The 14,344-nt window shown below is 49.4% G+C and carries 12 protein-coding genes; 8 read left to right on the forward strand and 4 right to left on the reverse strand.

What is annotated here, in order from left to right; translation table 11 throughout:
* The first annotated feature begins 149 nt into the window (after positions 1-149).
* Positions 150-602, forward strand: a complete 453-nt coding sequence (locus ACFMKP_RS01250) for a hypothetical protein (protein ID WP_382288328.1) — start codon at positions 150-152, stop codon at positions 600-602.
* The gene (locus ACFMKP_RS01255) at positions 595-1,026 is read left to right on the forward strand and encodes an rRNA adenine methyltransferase (RefSeq protein WP_382288330.1); all 432 of its coding nucleotides are present in this window, start codon (positions 595-597) and stop codon (positions 1,024-1,026) included. Before ACFMKP_RS01250 ends, ACFMKP_RS01255 begins: the two co-directional genes overlap by 8 nt.
* Here the strand turns inward: ACFMKP_RS01255 and ACFMKP_RS01260 are convergent.
* Together ACFMKP_RS01260 and ACFMKP_RS01265 are read right to left on the reverse strand one after the other, a co-directional pair.
* A complete protein-coding gene (locus tag ACFMKP_RS01260) occupies positions 1,015-1,623 on the reverse strand; it encodes a trimeric intracellular cation channel family protein (protein ID WP_204754919.1) in 609 nt (202 codons plus the stop codon). The genes ACFMKP_RS01255 and ACFMKP_RS01260 overlap by 12 nt on opposite strands.
* 110 nt (positions 1,624-1,733) lie before the next feature.
* Complete coding sequence (locus ACFMKP_RS01265) at positions 1,734-2,300, reverse strand: GNAT family N-acetyltransferase (protein ID WP_382288333.1); 567 nt, start codon at positions 2,298-2,300, stop codon at positions 1,734-1,736.
* A 75-nt stretch (positions 2,301-2,375) separates the two neighbouring features.
* On the opposite strand from ACFMKP_RS01265, the gene ACFMKP_RS01270 reads away from it, so the two are divergent.
* Positions 2,376-3,728 (forward strand): hypothetical protein, encoded by a 1,353-nt coding sequence (locus ACFMKP_RS01270; protein ID WP_382288336.1) that lies wholly within the window; start codon positions 2,376-2,378, stop codon positions 3,726-3,728.
* Between the two features lie 52 nt (positions 3,729-3,780).
* Here ACFMKP_RS01270 and ACFMKP_RS01275 read toward each other — a convergent pair whose 3' ends face one another.
* Together ACFMKP_RS01275 and ACFMKP_RS01280 are read right to left on the reverse strand one after the other, a co-directional pair.
* Positions 3,781-6,168, reverse strand: coding sequence for a protein kinase (locus ACFMKP_RS01275; protein ID WP_382288338.1), 2,388 nt, complete (start codon positions 6,166-6,168; stop codon positions 3,781-3,783).
* Between the two features lie 419 nt (positions 6,169-6,587).
* A complete protein-coding gene (locus tag ACFMKP_RS01280) occupies positions 6,588-9,602 on the reverse strand; it encodes a protein kinase (RefSeq protein ID WP_382288340.1) in 3,015 nt (1,004 codons plus the stop codon).
* A 404-nt stretch (positions 9,603-10,006) separates the two neighbouring features.
* Here ACFMKP_RS01280 and ACFMKP_RS01285 point away from each other — a divergent pair, with 404 nt between their 5' ends.
* From ACFMKP_RS01285 to ACFMKP_RS01305, 5 genes are all read left to right on the forward strand, one after another.
* On the forward strand, positions 10,007-10,867 hold the full coding sequence (locus tag ACFMKP_RS01285) for a RimK family alpha-L-glutamate ligase (RefSeq protein WP_382288342.1): 861 nt from the start codon (positions 10,007-10,009) through the stop codon (positions 10,865-10,867).
* A complete protein-coding gene (locus ACFMKP_RS01290; RefSeq protein ID WP_382288345.1) occupies positions 10,864-11,337 on the forward strand; it encodes a YfiT family bacillithiol transferase in 474 nt (157 codons plus the stop codon). The genes ACFMKP_RS01285 and ACFMKP_RS01290 overlap by 4 nt, the downstream gene beginning before the upstream one ends.
* Positions 11,337-11,939, forward strand: coding sequence for an HAD-IA family hydrolase (locus tag ACFMKP_RS01295; protein ID WP_382288347.1), 603 nt, complete (start codon positions 11,337-11,339; stop codon positions 11,937-11,939). The genes ACFMKP_RS01290 and ACFMKP_RS01295 overlap by 1 nt, the downstream gene beginning before the upstream one ends.
* Before the next feature lie 353 nt (positions 11,940-12,292).
* Complete coding sequence (locus ACFMKP_RS01300; RefSeq protein ID WP_382288349.1) at positions 12,293-13,555, forward strand: hypothetical protein; 1,263 nt, start codon at positions 12,293-12,295, stop codon at positions 13,553-13,555.
* Positions 13,556-13,569: 14 nt separating this feature from the next.
* Positions 13,570-14,301, forward strand: coding sequence for a hypothetical protein (locus tag ACFMKP_RS01305; RefSeq protein ID WP_382288350.1), 732 nt, complete (start codon positions 13,570-13,572; stop codon positions 14,299-14,301).
* Positions 14,302-14,344: the final 43 nt, after the last annotated feature.

A 14,344-nucleotide genomic window follows, 5' to 3' on the forward strand; every position in this document is an offset into this window, starting at 1 on the left:
CTGTATTCTAGCAACTGGCTATGAAAAAGTTGTGGAGAATGTTTGAACAATATTGACAAAATGCTGGATTTGGGGCTTGCCGGGTAGCATTCAAGGTTGTAAGGTAGAGCTTAGGAGCAATGCTGCTCCACTCGCTAAGGGTTGTTGGTATGATTGTTGATATTTCTACGCGCTTGGATTGTGCTGCCAGCACCGCGATTGAGCATGTCACGACATCACGCCTTTTAGAATATGTGGCCAAACCATTGGTTACGTTTGTGCCCAAACACCCAAGCCAGCTGCCAACGATTTGGCACGATGGCACGTATTGGGTCGAGCTACGCTTATTTGGCCTGATTCCCTGCGGCAAACAGGCAATTGTGATTTCGCATCCGCAGCAGCATCCATTTACGTTGCGCGATAATGGCCATAGCCGCCTGATCAAACGCTGGGATCATACGATTGAGGTTGCGGTTGAAGGCACAAGCACGCGCTATCGTGACCATGTGGTGGTTGAGGCGGGCTGGCTAACTCCAATCATTTGGCTCTTTGCTCAAGTTTTTTATCGCCACCGGCAGCGGCGTTGGCGACGCTTAGCCGCCAAACGCTTTCGCTATGAGTAATATTTTGCTTGACCAAACGAACCCAATCGTGCAATTGTGTATTCGCGGGGTACAGGCCGAAATGCACGATCAGATTGCTACCGCCCAAGCAGCCTATCAACAAGCTTGGAGCATCCGCCAAACTGCCTTGGATGGCTGCATCGCGGCCCATTATTGTGCCCGCCATCAACCACCAATGATTATGCTCGAATGGAACCAAATTGCGCTCGAACAGGCACGTTTGGTTGAACATGCAGCAATCAGCGATTTTCTGCCATCGCTGTATTTGAATTTGGCTTGGTCGTATGAACAAACTGGTCAGCTGGCCCTCGCGGTGCAACATTATCAACTGTGCTTGACTAGCCTCATTGGCTTGGAAGCTAGCCTCTATCACACCATGATTCAGGAAAGTGCATTGGCCGCGTTGCAACGCCTAGATCGGTAGCGTCCAATCGTAGCGCACTGCTCCCAAGCGCATTGCAGCAGTAATGCCAGTACATACCAATACCGCCAACGCATCAAAATTAAGATAGGTACACAACAGATAGCCACATGCGCCAACAAAAGCGCAGGTTACATACAATTGGGTGCTGCGCTGAAACACCAAGGGAATTTCATTGCACAAAATATCGCGCAGCATACCCCCAACCGAGGCCGTAATCACGCCCATCAAGGCGGCGATGAAGGCTGGCATTGAGGCTTCGAGGCCATAGGCCACGCCAACCGCCGTAAACAAGCCCAAGCCAAAGGCATCGGGAATCATAATTGCCTTTTCGGTCAGCGCAACCCAATCGGCTTTGGCCACAAAAAACGAGCCAATTGCCAACGCCAACATCAACATTGGGTAAATCGGCTGTTGCACCCAATAGAATGGGCGACGATCAAGCAAAATATCCCGTACTGTCCCACCGCCAAAGGTGGTTACAAATGCCACCGTATACACACCGATTAAATCGAATGAACGGCGGCGAGCAGTAATAATGCCCGAAATGGCAAAGGCAATCGTGGCACAAATTTCAATAATCGAGAGCAGCGTTTCCACAACATCCTCTGAGTTTTAAGCTAATACAAAACCGCGCCGAAAAATCAGGCGCGGTTCATGTCGCGATTGTCTATCACTATACCACGAAGTTGCCATTGGTCTATAGCTATTTAGGGCATGGTTGGGCTAGCTGGATAAGCGCCATGAGTAGCCAAATATTCGTCCTGCAACAAGTCCATCACAATGTCGTCGTGCCAACGCCCATTACGAAAATTGATTTGGCGCAAACGCCCAGCCACTTGGAAGCCAACTTTGCTATACACGTGCTGAGCACGTTGGTTGTAATCGCGCACGGTCAATTGCAAGCGATGAAAATTAAGCTCAGCAAAGACATAGCGCACCACCAAGTGCATTGCCTCGGTGCCATAGCCATTATCCCAAAACGCTCGATCGAGCATAATGCCCAATTCTGCCGAGCGATTTTTCAATTGCGCGCCCCAAACATTGGTGAAGCCAATCAATTGACCAGTGGCTGTCAGTTCAATCGAGAAGCCAACATCGCTGCCACCATCGCGAAACCAATGGTCAAACATCATCACATTAGTTGGTTCATGGCGCAACCGAATATCACCATCAGTCTGCAAGGCCATAATCTCAGGATCACCCCACCATTGATGAAAGATTGGCAGATCTTCTTGGCCAACAGAGCGCAGGGTCAAGCGACTTGAGCTAAACATGGGGTATACTCCATCGTAATTAAGCAACCCTGATTGTAGCACGTTCTTCGTAAATTTGGCACGAGAGGAGCGATTATGCTCGATTTGACCCAGTTTGATCAACCAGCCATGCTCACGCTTGCCCTCGATCGTACCTCCACTCCCGCGCAACTGCAGGCGCTCGCCGAATGGCTTAAGCTTGTTCAAGCATCGCATTCGATTCAACCTAGCACAAGCTTGCATTATCTTACGACGCTTGCACCGCAAGGCCCGCTAGCGATTTTCCTAGAGCGGGGCAATGCCTCGCCTGTAGTCGAAGCCTTGGTTGCCAACCCCAATACTCCAGCGCTGATCGCTTTGGAATTTGCTACCGCTGTTCCTGTTGCCTTCTTTGCTAATCCAGCGTTGGATTCGTGGCTTTTGGCCGAGCCCGACTTGTTCCACCAGATTGAGCCGCTGCACGTATTGCAGTTGCTACGCTACGCCAACATTCCAGCGCATCGTTTGGCCTTGATTCGCACCATTAGCCCAGCAATTGCGCAAACTGTGGAATTGCATATTGGCTCGAATCCAGGGTTGGCTGCTGATTGGTATGCTCAGTATCAAACCCATAAGCAGCAGGTTACGTTGCCAGCAGCCGAAGCAACTATCCTATTGCACGAATTGCTGCGTTTGAACGCCATCAACGAGCCAATGTTAGGCTGGCTGCGCCAATCGAGCCTTGAGCAGCATCAACGCCTCTTTATGCAAGTTTCGGCCAGCAGCACGCCAGCATTTGAGCCACAAACACTTGATTTCAGCCCAAAATATGCCACCCTGCTTGATGCGCCATTTGCTCAGCGCCTGCAAGTTGCGCATTCCAATGATGTTAAAGGCCTCGCAATTTTGGCCGAAGACAATGAGCCAAAAATTCGGCTTGTCGTAGCGCAGAATCCAGCAACCCCGCGGACTGTTCATCAACTATTGGAGCTTGATGATTCGCAGCATGTTCGGGCGGCATTGGCCAGCAACCCCAGCATTACGCCAAAATTATTGTTGACGCTGGCTCGCGATCACAGCTGGTCGGGGTTGCCAATTCGCTTGGCCGCAGCCCGTAATCCGGTTGCAACTCCTGAAATTTTAGCGCTTTTGGCCCAAGATCAGGCTTCGCTTGCGCGCCAAACCGTGCTTCAGAACCAGCACATTGCGCCAGAAATTGGCCAACAAGTTCGCCAACGGGCATTAATCGAAGCCTTGTATGCGCTTGACCCATGGTTGCATCTGCTGGCATGCGGTCATCCTGCTACGCCAATTGAGCATTTGGCCAAGGCGGTTAACTCGCCATGGTGGCTTGGACGAGCTACCTTGGCAGAAAACCCGAGTTGCCCACGCGCTGTGCTCGAGCAACTCGCCAACGATGGCAATTGCTATGTACGACTGCTTGCCCAACAGCAACTCCAGCAAACTTAAAGGTGAATGAGCCGCGATTGTTTTCGATTGCGGTTCGTTGCTGTCAGCTGAGTTATTGCCAATAGCCTGTCATCAAATCGCCGCCACGGGTTGGAATCCCGCCGCCACCTGGGACTGCCCCACCTTGGGCATTGTAGACCGTGAAGGTCACTTCTTGGCTGGCCGCCAATCCACAGACATTCGTATTGCCAGCGCCGTCGACGTTGCCGCGATTGCCCAGCCCATCGACAGCAACAAACCAGCCATTGGTACTCAGGCCGCGAATATGCACCGCAAAACAGGTTGGGTCAACCGCGTTTTCTGCGTACTTTTGGAAGTACAAACGTTGTGTTTTTGCGGTAGTTGGCACGGCAGTTGGTGGTGCTGGCCGCGTTGGTGTGGCTGGCACTGCGGTAGGCGAAATTGCGCGTAAACGAGCACGCAAGTCGCCTACATCGATATTCGGTGCATCCTGTGCTAACTCTAAGGCCAAACTATAGACTTCACGAGCTTTGGCTAGTTGGCCAGTTTCTTCAAAATTCTGGCCCTTCGCGAGATAGGCCTTGAGCATTACATCGATCACCGCTAAATCGTTTTTTAATCGTGCGAATTCCTGCGTCGAATTAATTTGGGCCAAGCTTTGATCCAACTGATCGATTGCACTATCCCACTCACCGGCGCTGAATGCTTGTTTACCCGCTTGATAACTGCCGAGCAATTGATCAAGCTGTTTGGCCAACGCATGATTAGGCTCAAAACGAAAGGCCTCGGCGAGATATTGCTTGCTCATGTCAACAGCATCTGGATTCGTCAACGTGCTGAGTGCCCAATTAAAATAGGTAGCCGAGCCAATACTTTTAAGCTCAAGATAGTCTTTATCAATCTCCCAGACCTGATTAAACGCCTGGGCTGCTTTTGGCCAATCTTGCTGGGCATAGGCTTCTTGGCCAACCACATATTCTAAGCGCTTGGCTTCTTGTGGGTCGCTTCGTTCTTCAGCGCCAATTGAGGTTGGCTGACTACCTACCGCTGGGGGTGTTGCTTGGACCTCAAGGGTTATTGTTGCTTGGGCTTGCGGTGATCCTTCTTCAATGCCATCTGGACTGGGATTTTTGGGGTTTGGCTTAGCCGATGTATCGCCAACAAAATTCGTAATGATGAAAAAGATGAGTATTAATCCAACTACGCTAGCGCCAATCAGCGTCCAACGTTTCTTGGTTTGCCATGGGTTTGGCGTTGATAGCACATAGCCTGATGGCATGAAATTTGTCTGCGAATTTGGAACTGAATGTGGGTTGAAATTGACTTGGCTCGATGGCTGGTAAGATTGCTGAACTGCTTGATTTGGCATTGAGTGTGGCCCATGGTTGAAATTGGGCTGGCTGGCTGGCTGGTAAGGTTGCTGAATTGCTTGGTTTGGCGTTGAATGTGGCCCATGGTTGAAGTTGGGCTGGCTGGCTGGCTGATAAACAGTCGCAATGGCATTTTCATTGGTTGCTGGTTTGTGCAAGGCTACATTTGAGTGGCTCGGCCCACGTTGCATAACCGTAACATGGTCGGCCACGGGAATATTGGTTTGCGAATTTGTATAGCGGGTTTTTTCAAGGACTTCAAGAAACTCGCCCATAGTTGCAAAGCGCTCATTAGGGTTACTCGCAACCGCTTGATGGATCACGTTGACAATTGCTGGAGGAATATGGGGTGCAAATTGCCGTAATGATGGTAATTCTGCCTGTTGAATCCGATTAATTGTTATCCGTTCATTGCTATCGGTTTCATACCAATATGGGTGTTTGCCAGCCAACATCTCATACAAAATCAAGCCCAAGGCATAAATATCAGCCCGATGATCAGGCGTAGTGCCAGCAAATACCTCGGGCGCACTATAGGCAACCGTGCCCACAAAGCCACCAACTCTGGTCATGCGAGCCTGATTTTGGGCCAGCGCAATCCCAAAATCGGTCAATACGGCATCACCATTGTTACGAAATAAAATATTGGCTGGCTTAATATCGCGGTGAATAAAGCCCTTGCCATGGGCATAATCAAGGGCCGAACCAATTTGTTTGACGACTTGCAGTGCTGTTTTCAAAAGCTGTTGTGGTTGTTGCTGCAAGCGCGCGGTTAGGGTGCCATTGGGAATATGCTCCATGGCGATAAAGGGAATATATTGCTGAACCGGAGCAAACCAGGTTTGGTTGGTAGCGTAAATTGCCACAATATGCGGGTGATGGAGTTGACGTACCAGCTTGGCTTCATGAAAAAAACGATGCACCATCTCGTCATCGCTGAGGGCCAATGGTCGCAACACTTTGAAGGCCACAGTTTGATAGACTGGATGGAAGGCTTGATAGACCTCGGCCATGCCACCGGTGCCAATTTTGTGCTGCACCTGAAATTCTTCAAAATTGTGATTGGAATATATTCCCGCTTCTTGATTGGTGTGTGCTGAGTTACTCATACTGGCCCCTTAACCGTAACGTTGAATAACTGGAAATCATCACAAGCAATTAGCCCTAAAAGACAGCTAACGCCGCTTGTAAGTGCTCAAGAACCTGTTCGTTTGAACTATAGACTGATTGAATGATTGAAGTATTATCACATTATTTTTCCTACCATGCAAGCTTGATTTTGATTTTGCTAGGTTTCCATAGCACTGTATGTTGGATCTATTTTCTATTTAGATACATTTTGATGCGAAATTTAGCGTCTTATGAGTACCAATTTTAAAATTTGCCTAAATTTTGAAATAGCTCATTTTCAAAAAACATGCTATGGGTTGTGATGAATAATTGAGTCGCAAAAATCCCCTAGGCTATCAACATAGCACTAGGGGATTTTGCAAGGTACTTTTGGTCTATATAAAAATGGTATAGATGGTTATTGCCAATAGCCAGTCATCAAGTCGCCGCCACGGGTTGGAATCCCGCCGCCACCTGGGACTGCCCCACCTTGGGCATTGTAGACCGTGAAGGTCACTTCTTGGCTGGCCGCTAGCCCACAGACATTGGTGTTGCCTGCGCCGTCGACGTTGCCGCGATTACCCAAACCATCAACCGCGACAAACCAACCATTGGTACCCACGCCGCGAATGTGCACCGCAAAACAGGTTGGATCAACCGCGTTTTCTGCATACTTTTGGAAGTACAGGCGTTGGGCCACTGGCACGGCGGTTGGTGGTGCTGGTCGCGTTGGCGTGGCTGGAACCTCGGTTGGAGCCGTCGCGCGAATGCGGCTATTGGCTGTGGCTACATCTAAATTGCCATCAAGCGCTTGCAGGCCAGCAGCCTCGCGATAGATCGCATTGGCTCCCTCGATATTGCCTGCTTCTTCAAGCTGGCGACCACGGCCAAGATAGGCTTCATACAGCTGTTTGACGGTTTGTAGCTTGCCCATCAGATCGCCAAATTCGCCGCTGCCAGCATTTTGGGCTTCGCGATAGGCGTTGATTGCTGCTTGCCAATCTTGTTGTTCGGCAGCCGTCTGGCCATTGCGATACAGATTCAGCACTTTGGCTAAGTTGGTGCCTGGTTGGTGGTCGGGCTTAAAGCTAAAGGTTTTATTCAAAATCTCAAGCCCACTCGCCACTTTGTCAGGGCCAGTCAATTCGTTGATCGTCCAGTTATAGTAGGTTGCCGAGCCAATATTGCTCAAATCAAGATAGGCTGGGTCGATTGCAAGCACTTTATCGAAGGCGGCGGCAGCTTTTGGCCAATCTTGTTGGGCATAGGCTTCTTGGCCAACCACATATTCTAGGCGTTTGGCTTCTTGCGGATCGCTAGTTTGCTCGGCAGTTGGCGTTGCCGCAGCAGTGGTTGTGGTCGTTGCAGTTGGTGTAACATCGCCACCAGCAACGCTGGCATCCGAGGTTGCAGTTGCAACGCTCGCAATATTCGGATCGTCTTTGCCGCGACCAAAGCTCAAAAATGCAATCACAAGCAACGCTAAAAGTGCACTACCCAAAGCTACAAGAACTTTTGGTGAACGGAAGAAATCTTTGGCTTTGCCAACTGGCGAGGCCTTCGGTGGCATTGCATATGGCGGTGGCGCATCAGCATAATCTGCTTCAAACGATTGGGCGACTGGCGCAGCAGCAGGCCGCGCTAGCTCAATCCGTTGGGCATTAATTGGCCGCGCTGGACCTTTCTTCGGCATCGGCTCATTCGATAGCGAAGCCCCACCCATGGCTGGATAGGCCTGATTACCCGTTTGTGGATAGGCCTGATTACCCGTTTGTGGATAAGCCTGATTACCGGTTTGTGGGTAGGCTTGGTTCCCCGTTTGCGGATAGGCTTGGTTCCCCGTTTGTGGATAGGCTTGGTTCCCCGTTTGCGGGTAAGCCTGATTGCCGGTTGCTGGATAGGCCGGATACATAACCGTGCTTTCATTATCGACCGGTTGATTGGTTTGACTTGGAATCGGTCGATTGGGCACACTATGCGGCGTATACATCATGGTGCTTTGATCATCAAGCGGCACGGTTGGCGCTACTGGCACAGGCTGATTGGCCTGCGAGGGCGCGCGTGGAATTTCTTGATCTGGCTTGGTGGTTGGGGCTTGACGCAACTGCGCTTGAGCCGCTGTTGATTGTTGATTAACCACCGGATTTGGCTGAGCTGGCGTGTAAATTTGAGTTGCATCAACTGGTGGTTGAGCGAGCGGCGCAGCAGGTGGTTGATTGACCACCGGATTTGGCTGAGCTGGCGTGTAGATTTGGGTCGCCTCAACTGGCGCAGCAGGTGGTTGATTGACCACCGGATTTGGCTGAGCCGGCGTGTAGATTTGGGTCGCCTCAACTGGCGCAGCAGGTGGTTGATTGACCACCGGATTGGCCGCTGGTGGCGTATAAATCATGGTGCCTTCGCCTGCATCGGGCAACGCCGAGGCTGCTGCTGAGGCTGCTACTCCAGCACCAAAGGCTTGGTTTTGATTATTGCCTGCCTGCGGATTGCGTTGTGGTGGGCGATTTGGCGCACCAGGTCGATTGGCAATCGGAATCATCGGGCGACCGCTGGCGTTCAATTGTTGCGCTGGGCGATCACTGACCCGATTGAATTTAGCCTGCTTCAAGGCCTCGACAAAATCCGACATGGTTGCAAAGCGGCGAATCGGATCTTTGGCAGTTGCTTGGGCCAAGATTTCAGCAGTTAACGGCGGCACATGCGGCGCTACATCTTGCAATGGTGGCAATGGCGTAGTCAGAATCTTGCTCATTGCAATTTGCGCATTGGTGCTGATATTGGCATAGGGGTTATGCCCGGCCAATGATTCATACAAAATCAAGCCAAGCGCATAAATATCCGAGCGCATATCGGCAGTTTCGCCCTCGAAGATTTCCGGGGCGGTGTAAGCAACTGTGCCAGCAAAGCCACCAGCTTTGGTCATGCGCGCTTCATTATTGGCCAAGGCAATCCCAAAGTCGGCGAGCACGGCATGGCCATTGCTGCGAAACAGAATATTGCTTGGTTTAATATCGCGGTGAATAAAGCCTTTGCCGTGAGCGTAGTCGAGTGCAGAGCCAATTTGCTCGCCCATTTCGAGGGTCACATTGAGCGGCTGTTGTGGCTGTTGGCGTAAGCGATCAGCTAGCGTTCCCCCAGCAATATATTCCATCGCAATATAATGGATTGGCTGGTAGGGATTTTGGGCTTGGGCAATATCGCTGGCTTCGTAGAGCTGCACGATATGCGGGTGATGCAAGGTGCGATTGGCGCGGGCTTCGCGCATAAAGCGCTGAAGCGTATCGTTGTCGTGAGCAAAATAGGGTGGTAATACTTTGAAGGCAACCTGACCATAGGCTTGGTGCTGCGCGCGATAGACTTGCGCCATCCCACCACGGCCAATCTCTTCTTGCAATGTATACTCACCCAGTTGGGTATGTTCAAACGATTTCATTGCTGTAATCCTACAACGTCAACTGCGGAGTATCCCGCTTCTAGTATCAAGTGCCAAAAATTGCAGGCTGGGTTGTTGCCCCATTATCACATCATTCGGCAACATTGACAAGCACGAAATTGAAGATTTAAAAAATTCATTAATTAAGCGCTTGAGCGCTTGCTATTGCGCTAAATTTAATCAGCTTGGCTCCAAAGGGGTTGCTAGCTATGTGGATACGCTCTGCAAACGATCATTAACTAGCAGGTTTCGTGCCGCTACGATTAAATGTTGGTTGTATTCATATGTTGGGAAACGCTAATTTGCTGTGCCCGAAGGCCTAAAATCCTACTTGCAAGCGGCGGAGAGTGCGGTATGCTAAGACAACCACCAGAGGTTCCCACCTTCATTTTTAAGGACAATCCATGAACCCGAATATTCGTTTGCTGTCGCTGGCTTGTGAACGGCTCGGTTTGACGTATGAACATTTGCATTCGACCGAAAATATCCTGCGGATTGTTGGCCCTACCCGCAATTGGCTGTTTGTTAATTGGAAGGCTCCGCTCAACGACAACACGCTGAGCGAGATTTGCCGTGATAAAGATTATTTTTATACTCTGACCCACACTGCTATTAAACAACCGCAAACCGAATCCTATTTTCACCCGCTTGGGCCAGAGCGCTTTGCCAAATATCGCGCCTTTGATAGCTTCGAGGCAATTGCCGACGATGTGTTGGCCAAATTTGCCTTGCCTGTGATGATTAAACGCAATCGTGGCTCTGGTGGCCTGAATGTGTTTCGTTGCCACGACCGCGAGGCTATTATTCGTGCGTTGGGCAAAATTTTCGATGGCGCAAGCAAAGATTTTGATTATATTGCCTTGGCTCAGGGCACAATTGACATTGCCCACGAATATCGGGCGGTTTTTTTGGATGGCCAGTTAATTTTGCTCTATGAAAAAAATATCGACCAAGCCTTGTTTGAAGGCAATCTTAGCCCGCTGCACTGGAATGGTGGTAAGGCGGTGGTAATTGATGATCAGGCATTACACACGACGATCAGCAATTTTGCTGCATCATTATTTGCAGCGCTGCCGTTACGCTGGACGGGCTTGGATATTGCCCAAGATCGCAATGGCGAATGGTGGTTGATTGAGGCCAACGCCTCGCCTGGCTTCGAATATATTGCCCGCGATGCTGGCGATGATGTGATTGTCGAGGTTTATTGCAAAGTCTTAGCAACCTTAGGGGTTACCAGCCCAACGCTAGCAGGAGTAGAAGCATGAGCGCCCAACGCGACCAATGGATTGCCCAAATTGAGCAATTACCAGCTCAATTGACCGAACTTGTTCGCCCACTTAGCCCAAGCCAATTGACCACCCCATTTCTCGCCAATGAATGGAGCGTGGCCCAAAATATTCATCATCTGGCCGATTCACATATGAATAGCTACATTCGCTGCAAATTGATCGCTACCGAGCAAAACCCAACCCTCAAACCATACGATCAAGAGCTATGGGCCAATTTTGGTGATTCGCAGCAAGCTGATGTTGAAATTTCGTTGCAATTGTTGCGTTCGTTGCATGCCCGTTGGGTGCAGTTTTGGCGCGAATTGCCTGAGGATGCCTGGCAGCGAACTGGCTTTCACCCAGAAAATGGCCCAGTCAGTTTGCTCAATTTGGTTGAAACCTATGCCGACCATGGGCTTGGCCATATCGACCAAATTCAACGCACTTTAGCTGCTGAGCCGCAATAATGAGCACGCTCCAAGCTGTATTGTTTGATGTTGATGGCGTGTTGTGTGTGCCAAGCTTGCGGTTTGCTGCCTACTTGGAGCGCGAACATGGCATCACCAGCGCCCACACTCGTGAGTTTTTTCAGGGCGTGTTTTTGGAGTGTATCGATGGCAAGGCCGATCTGCGCGAGGTTTTGCCTACCTACCTTGCCCAATGGCCTTGGCCGCATGATCTCGATAGCTTTTTAGCGCGTTGGTTTGGCGAAGAAAGCCTGATCGATGCTCGCGTGTTGAATGCCATGCAACAGCTGCGCGATCGCGGAATAAAGTGCTATTTAGCGACCAACCAAGAGCAGCATCGTAGCAACTATCTTTGGCACGATTTGGGCATGTGGCGTTGGTGCGATGGCATTTTAGCTTCATCAAGCCTTGGCGTGCGCAAACCAGAGCCTTGCTATTTCGCGCTGGCAACGCAACAATTAGGGCTAGCGCCTGCGAGCATCGCCTTTTGGGATGATACCCAAGCCAATGTTGTTGCGGCCCAAAGCCATGGCTGGCAAGCACAGCATTATCGTGATTACAGCGATTTAGCTGTTTGGCTCAACACCAACTCAATTAACTAATTGCCTGAACATAAACAGAGACTGATGGATCAATATTGATTAATCGGTCTCTGTTTATTTTGGCTCGAAAAATAATATTCTCGTAGTTTGTATTTTGCAAGCGAAATATCAGAATTATATCATTGACATAGTATTTGATTATTTGCTACCATAGCAATGCAGAGAACGAAGCCGCCAAATCACTAAGCACTATCCTTCACAGCTTCAATAATGTGATTCAAATTTGCTGCAAATTTCTTTTCATCACCATATATTTCTCACATCCAACTATTACTTTTTCTGGCACTCTATCTATATAGGAATGGCAGGATTATATGTTGAATTCATTACGCAAAATATGTTGGGTAACGATCGTGAGTCTCTTGCTGGTTGCTAGCTTAAAGCCGCAGCCTAGCTCAGCCAATGCCTTTGAGCAAGCTGCTTTCAAAGCTATTTGGCAGCGTAGCGATGGTTTAGTTCAACAAGGTTTGGTTGGTCGCACCTGGCTTTGGGGGCCAGAAGCAGCAATGAACCATTACGAAGCCTATGCAGAAAGCCCAAATGGCGCGCGCCTAGTTCAATATTTCGATAAAAGTCGCATGGAAATAAGCTATCCCGATGCGCCACATGATCAATGGTTTGTTACCAATGGCTTAATTGTCAAAGAAATGGTTACGAGCAAGCTGCAAATTGGCGATGATGCATTTCTCGATTATCAACCAGCAGTAATTCCCGTGGCGGGCGATTTGAATAGCGCAAATACACCACCAACCTATCGGCCCCCAACCTATGCTGGCTTTGGGCTGTGCGAGCCGCAGCTTGTGACTGGCAAGCCAGCAACGAAGCAACTTGGCCAGCCAATTACCGCTTTGTGGCAACAAGATTGTGGCGGCGGCACTGATTCGAGCAAAGCAACCCAATATCCTGAAACTGCAATTGCCGCCTACGACGATGTAACGGGAATCAATATTCCAGCGGTTTTTTGGGACTATCTGCACCAAGCGGGGCCAATCATTGATCAAACAGGCGCGCAGGTGAATGCCAAACCATTATTTGATTGGTTGTATGTTTTGGGTCATCCAATTACCGAAAGTTATTGGGCGCGAATTATGGTTGCTGACGTTGAGCGTGATGTGCTGGTGCAGTTGTATGAGCGTCGAGTATTGACCTACACTCCAGCCAATCCGCTTGGTTGGCAAGTTGAAATGGGCAATGTTGGTCAGCACTATTATCAATGGCGCTATATGATGTTGCCTTCAACAACACCAGTTGATTGCAATGGGCTGGAAACGATTTATCCTGCATCAAATCAAGCAACAAGTATTAAAAATCAAGCCTTAGTGGCAATTTCCCAAAAACTTGAACAAGAAGTGGGTAGCTTTGAGCAGATTTGGTCAATCGAGCGTAGCGGCGCTTGGATTAGCCTTCAAGCACAAATAGAAGGAGTTGAACCAGCGATCATTATCTTAAATCAGACCACCGCTTCAAGTATGCAGGTTCAAGCAGTCTGGAGTGGGCAGGCAAGTGAAGCTCAAATCATTCGCGAATATTTGCTGGAACAAGCGCCAAGAGCAGCGCCAGCACTAATTAACTGTCTGGCACCGTATGGCTTCGTTAATCCACATCTAGGAGACTAGTTAAGGGGTGTTAAATGCGTTTACGTTTTGTATTACTAGCGATCAGCGTGATCGGCATCATCGGTTTTGTGGTTGTGCAACGCAGTAGGCAAGCGCAAACGTCTGAACCCAATCAAATCGCTATTCAAGCGCCAGTTATTAATTGTTATGCCAATGTTCAGCCAATGATCAATCGGCAAAATAGTTCGAGAGTAACGAATGCTGGTTGTGAAGTTATTCCAGCAGCAATAAATGGAGATAGTTTGCATCATTCACCAAATGATCATTGTGTTTTGAATATCGAGCCAATCAGTAAAAGCAAGGATTCCAAAAACTCCGATATAACTGATACTCGTTGTTTTGCTAGCTTTCATGAGGCAATTGAATATGCAACCGATGGCTTTGTTACGCTTTCAGCTGATATGTCACCAGAGATGCTGACCCAGACCATGCTTGCACCTGCGGTTACCGCCAAGAACCTGATTATCGGAATTCAGTTTTCAGCTGAGCATGGCGGGCTGAGCCAAATTTGGGCGACCAGCCAACTCGCTGGATGCAATGGCTATAGTTATGGTTTTGCGACAATGCTAGCTGGCTGGGATGAACAGATTAGCGTGGCCAAAGCGTTTAGCAATTGTAGCGACTTTGAGCATTACGAGCATGCTAATTGGACCGGATTGCGCATCGATTGCACCCAAGCCTGTCCAGGAATGGGCGCGATGAATAATCAAACTTCGTCATGGCGTTTGGATAATGTGCTGCCCTAATTCGATTAATCGTAGATGCATTAAACGGAAAGCGCGATCAATT

It is taken from the genome of Herpetosiphon sp. NSE202 (assembly GCF_042688385.1).
Lineage (GTDB): Bacteria > Chloroflexota > Chloroflexia > Chloroflexales > Herpetosiphonaceae > Herpetosiphon.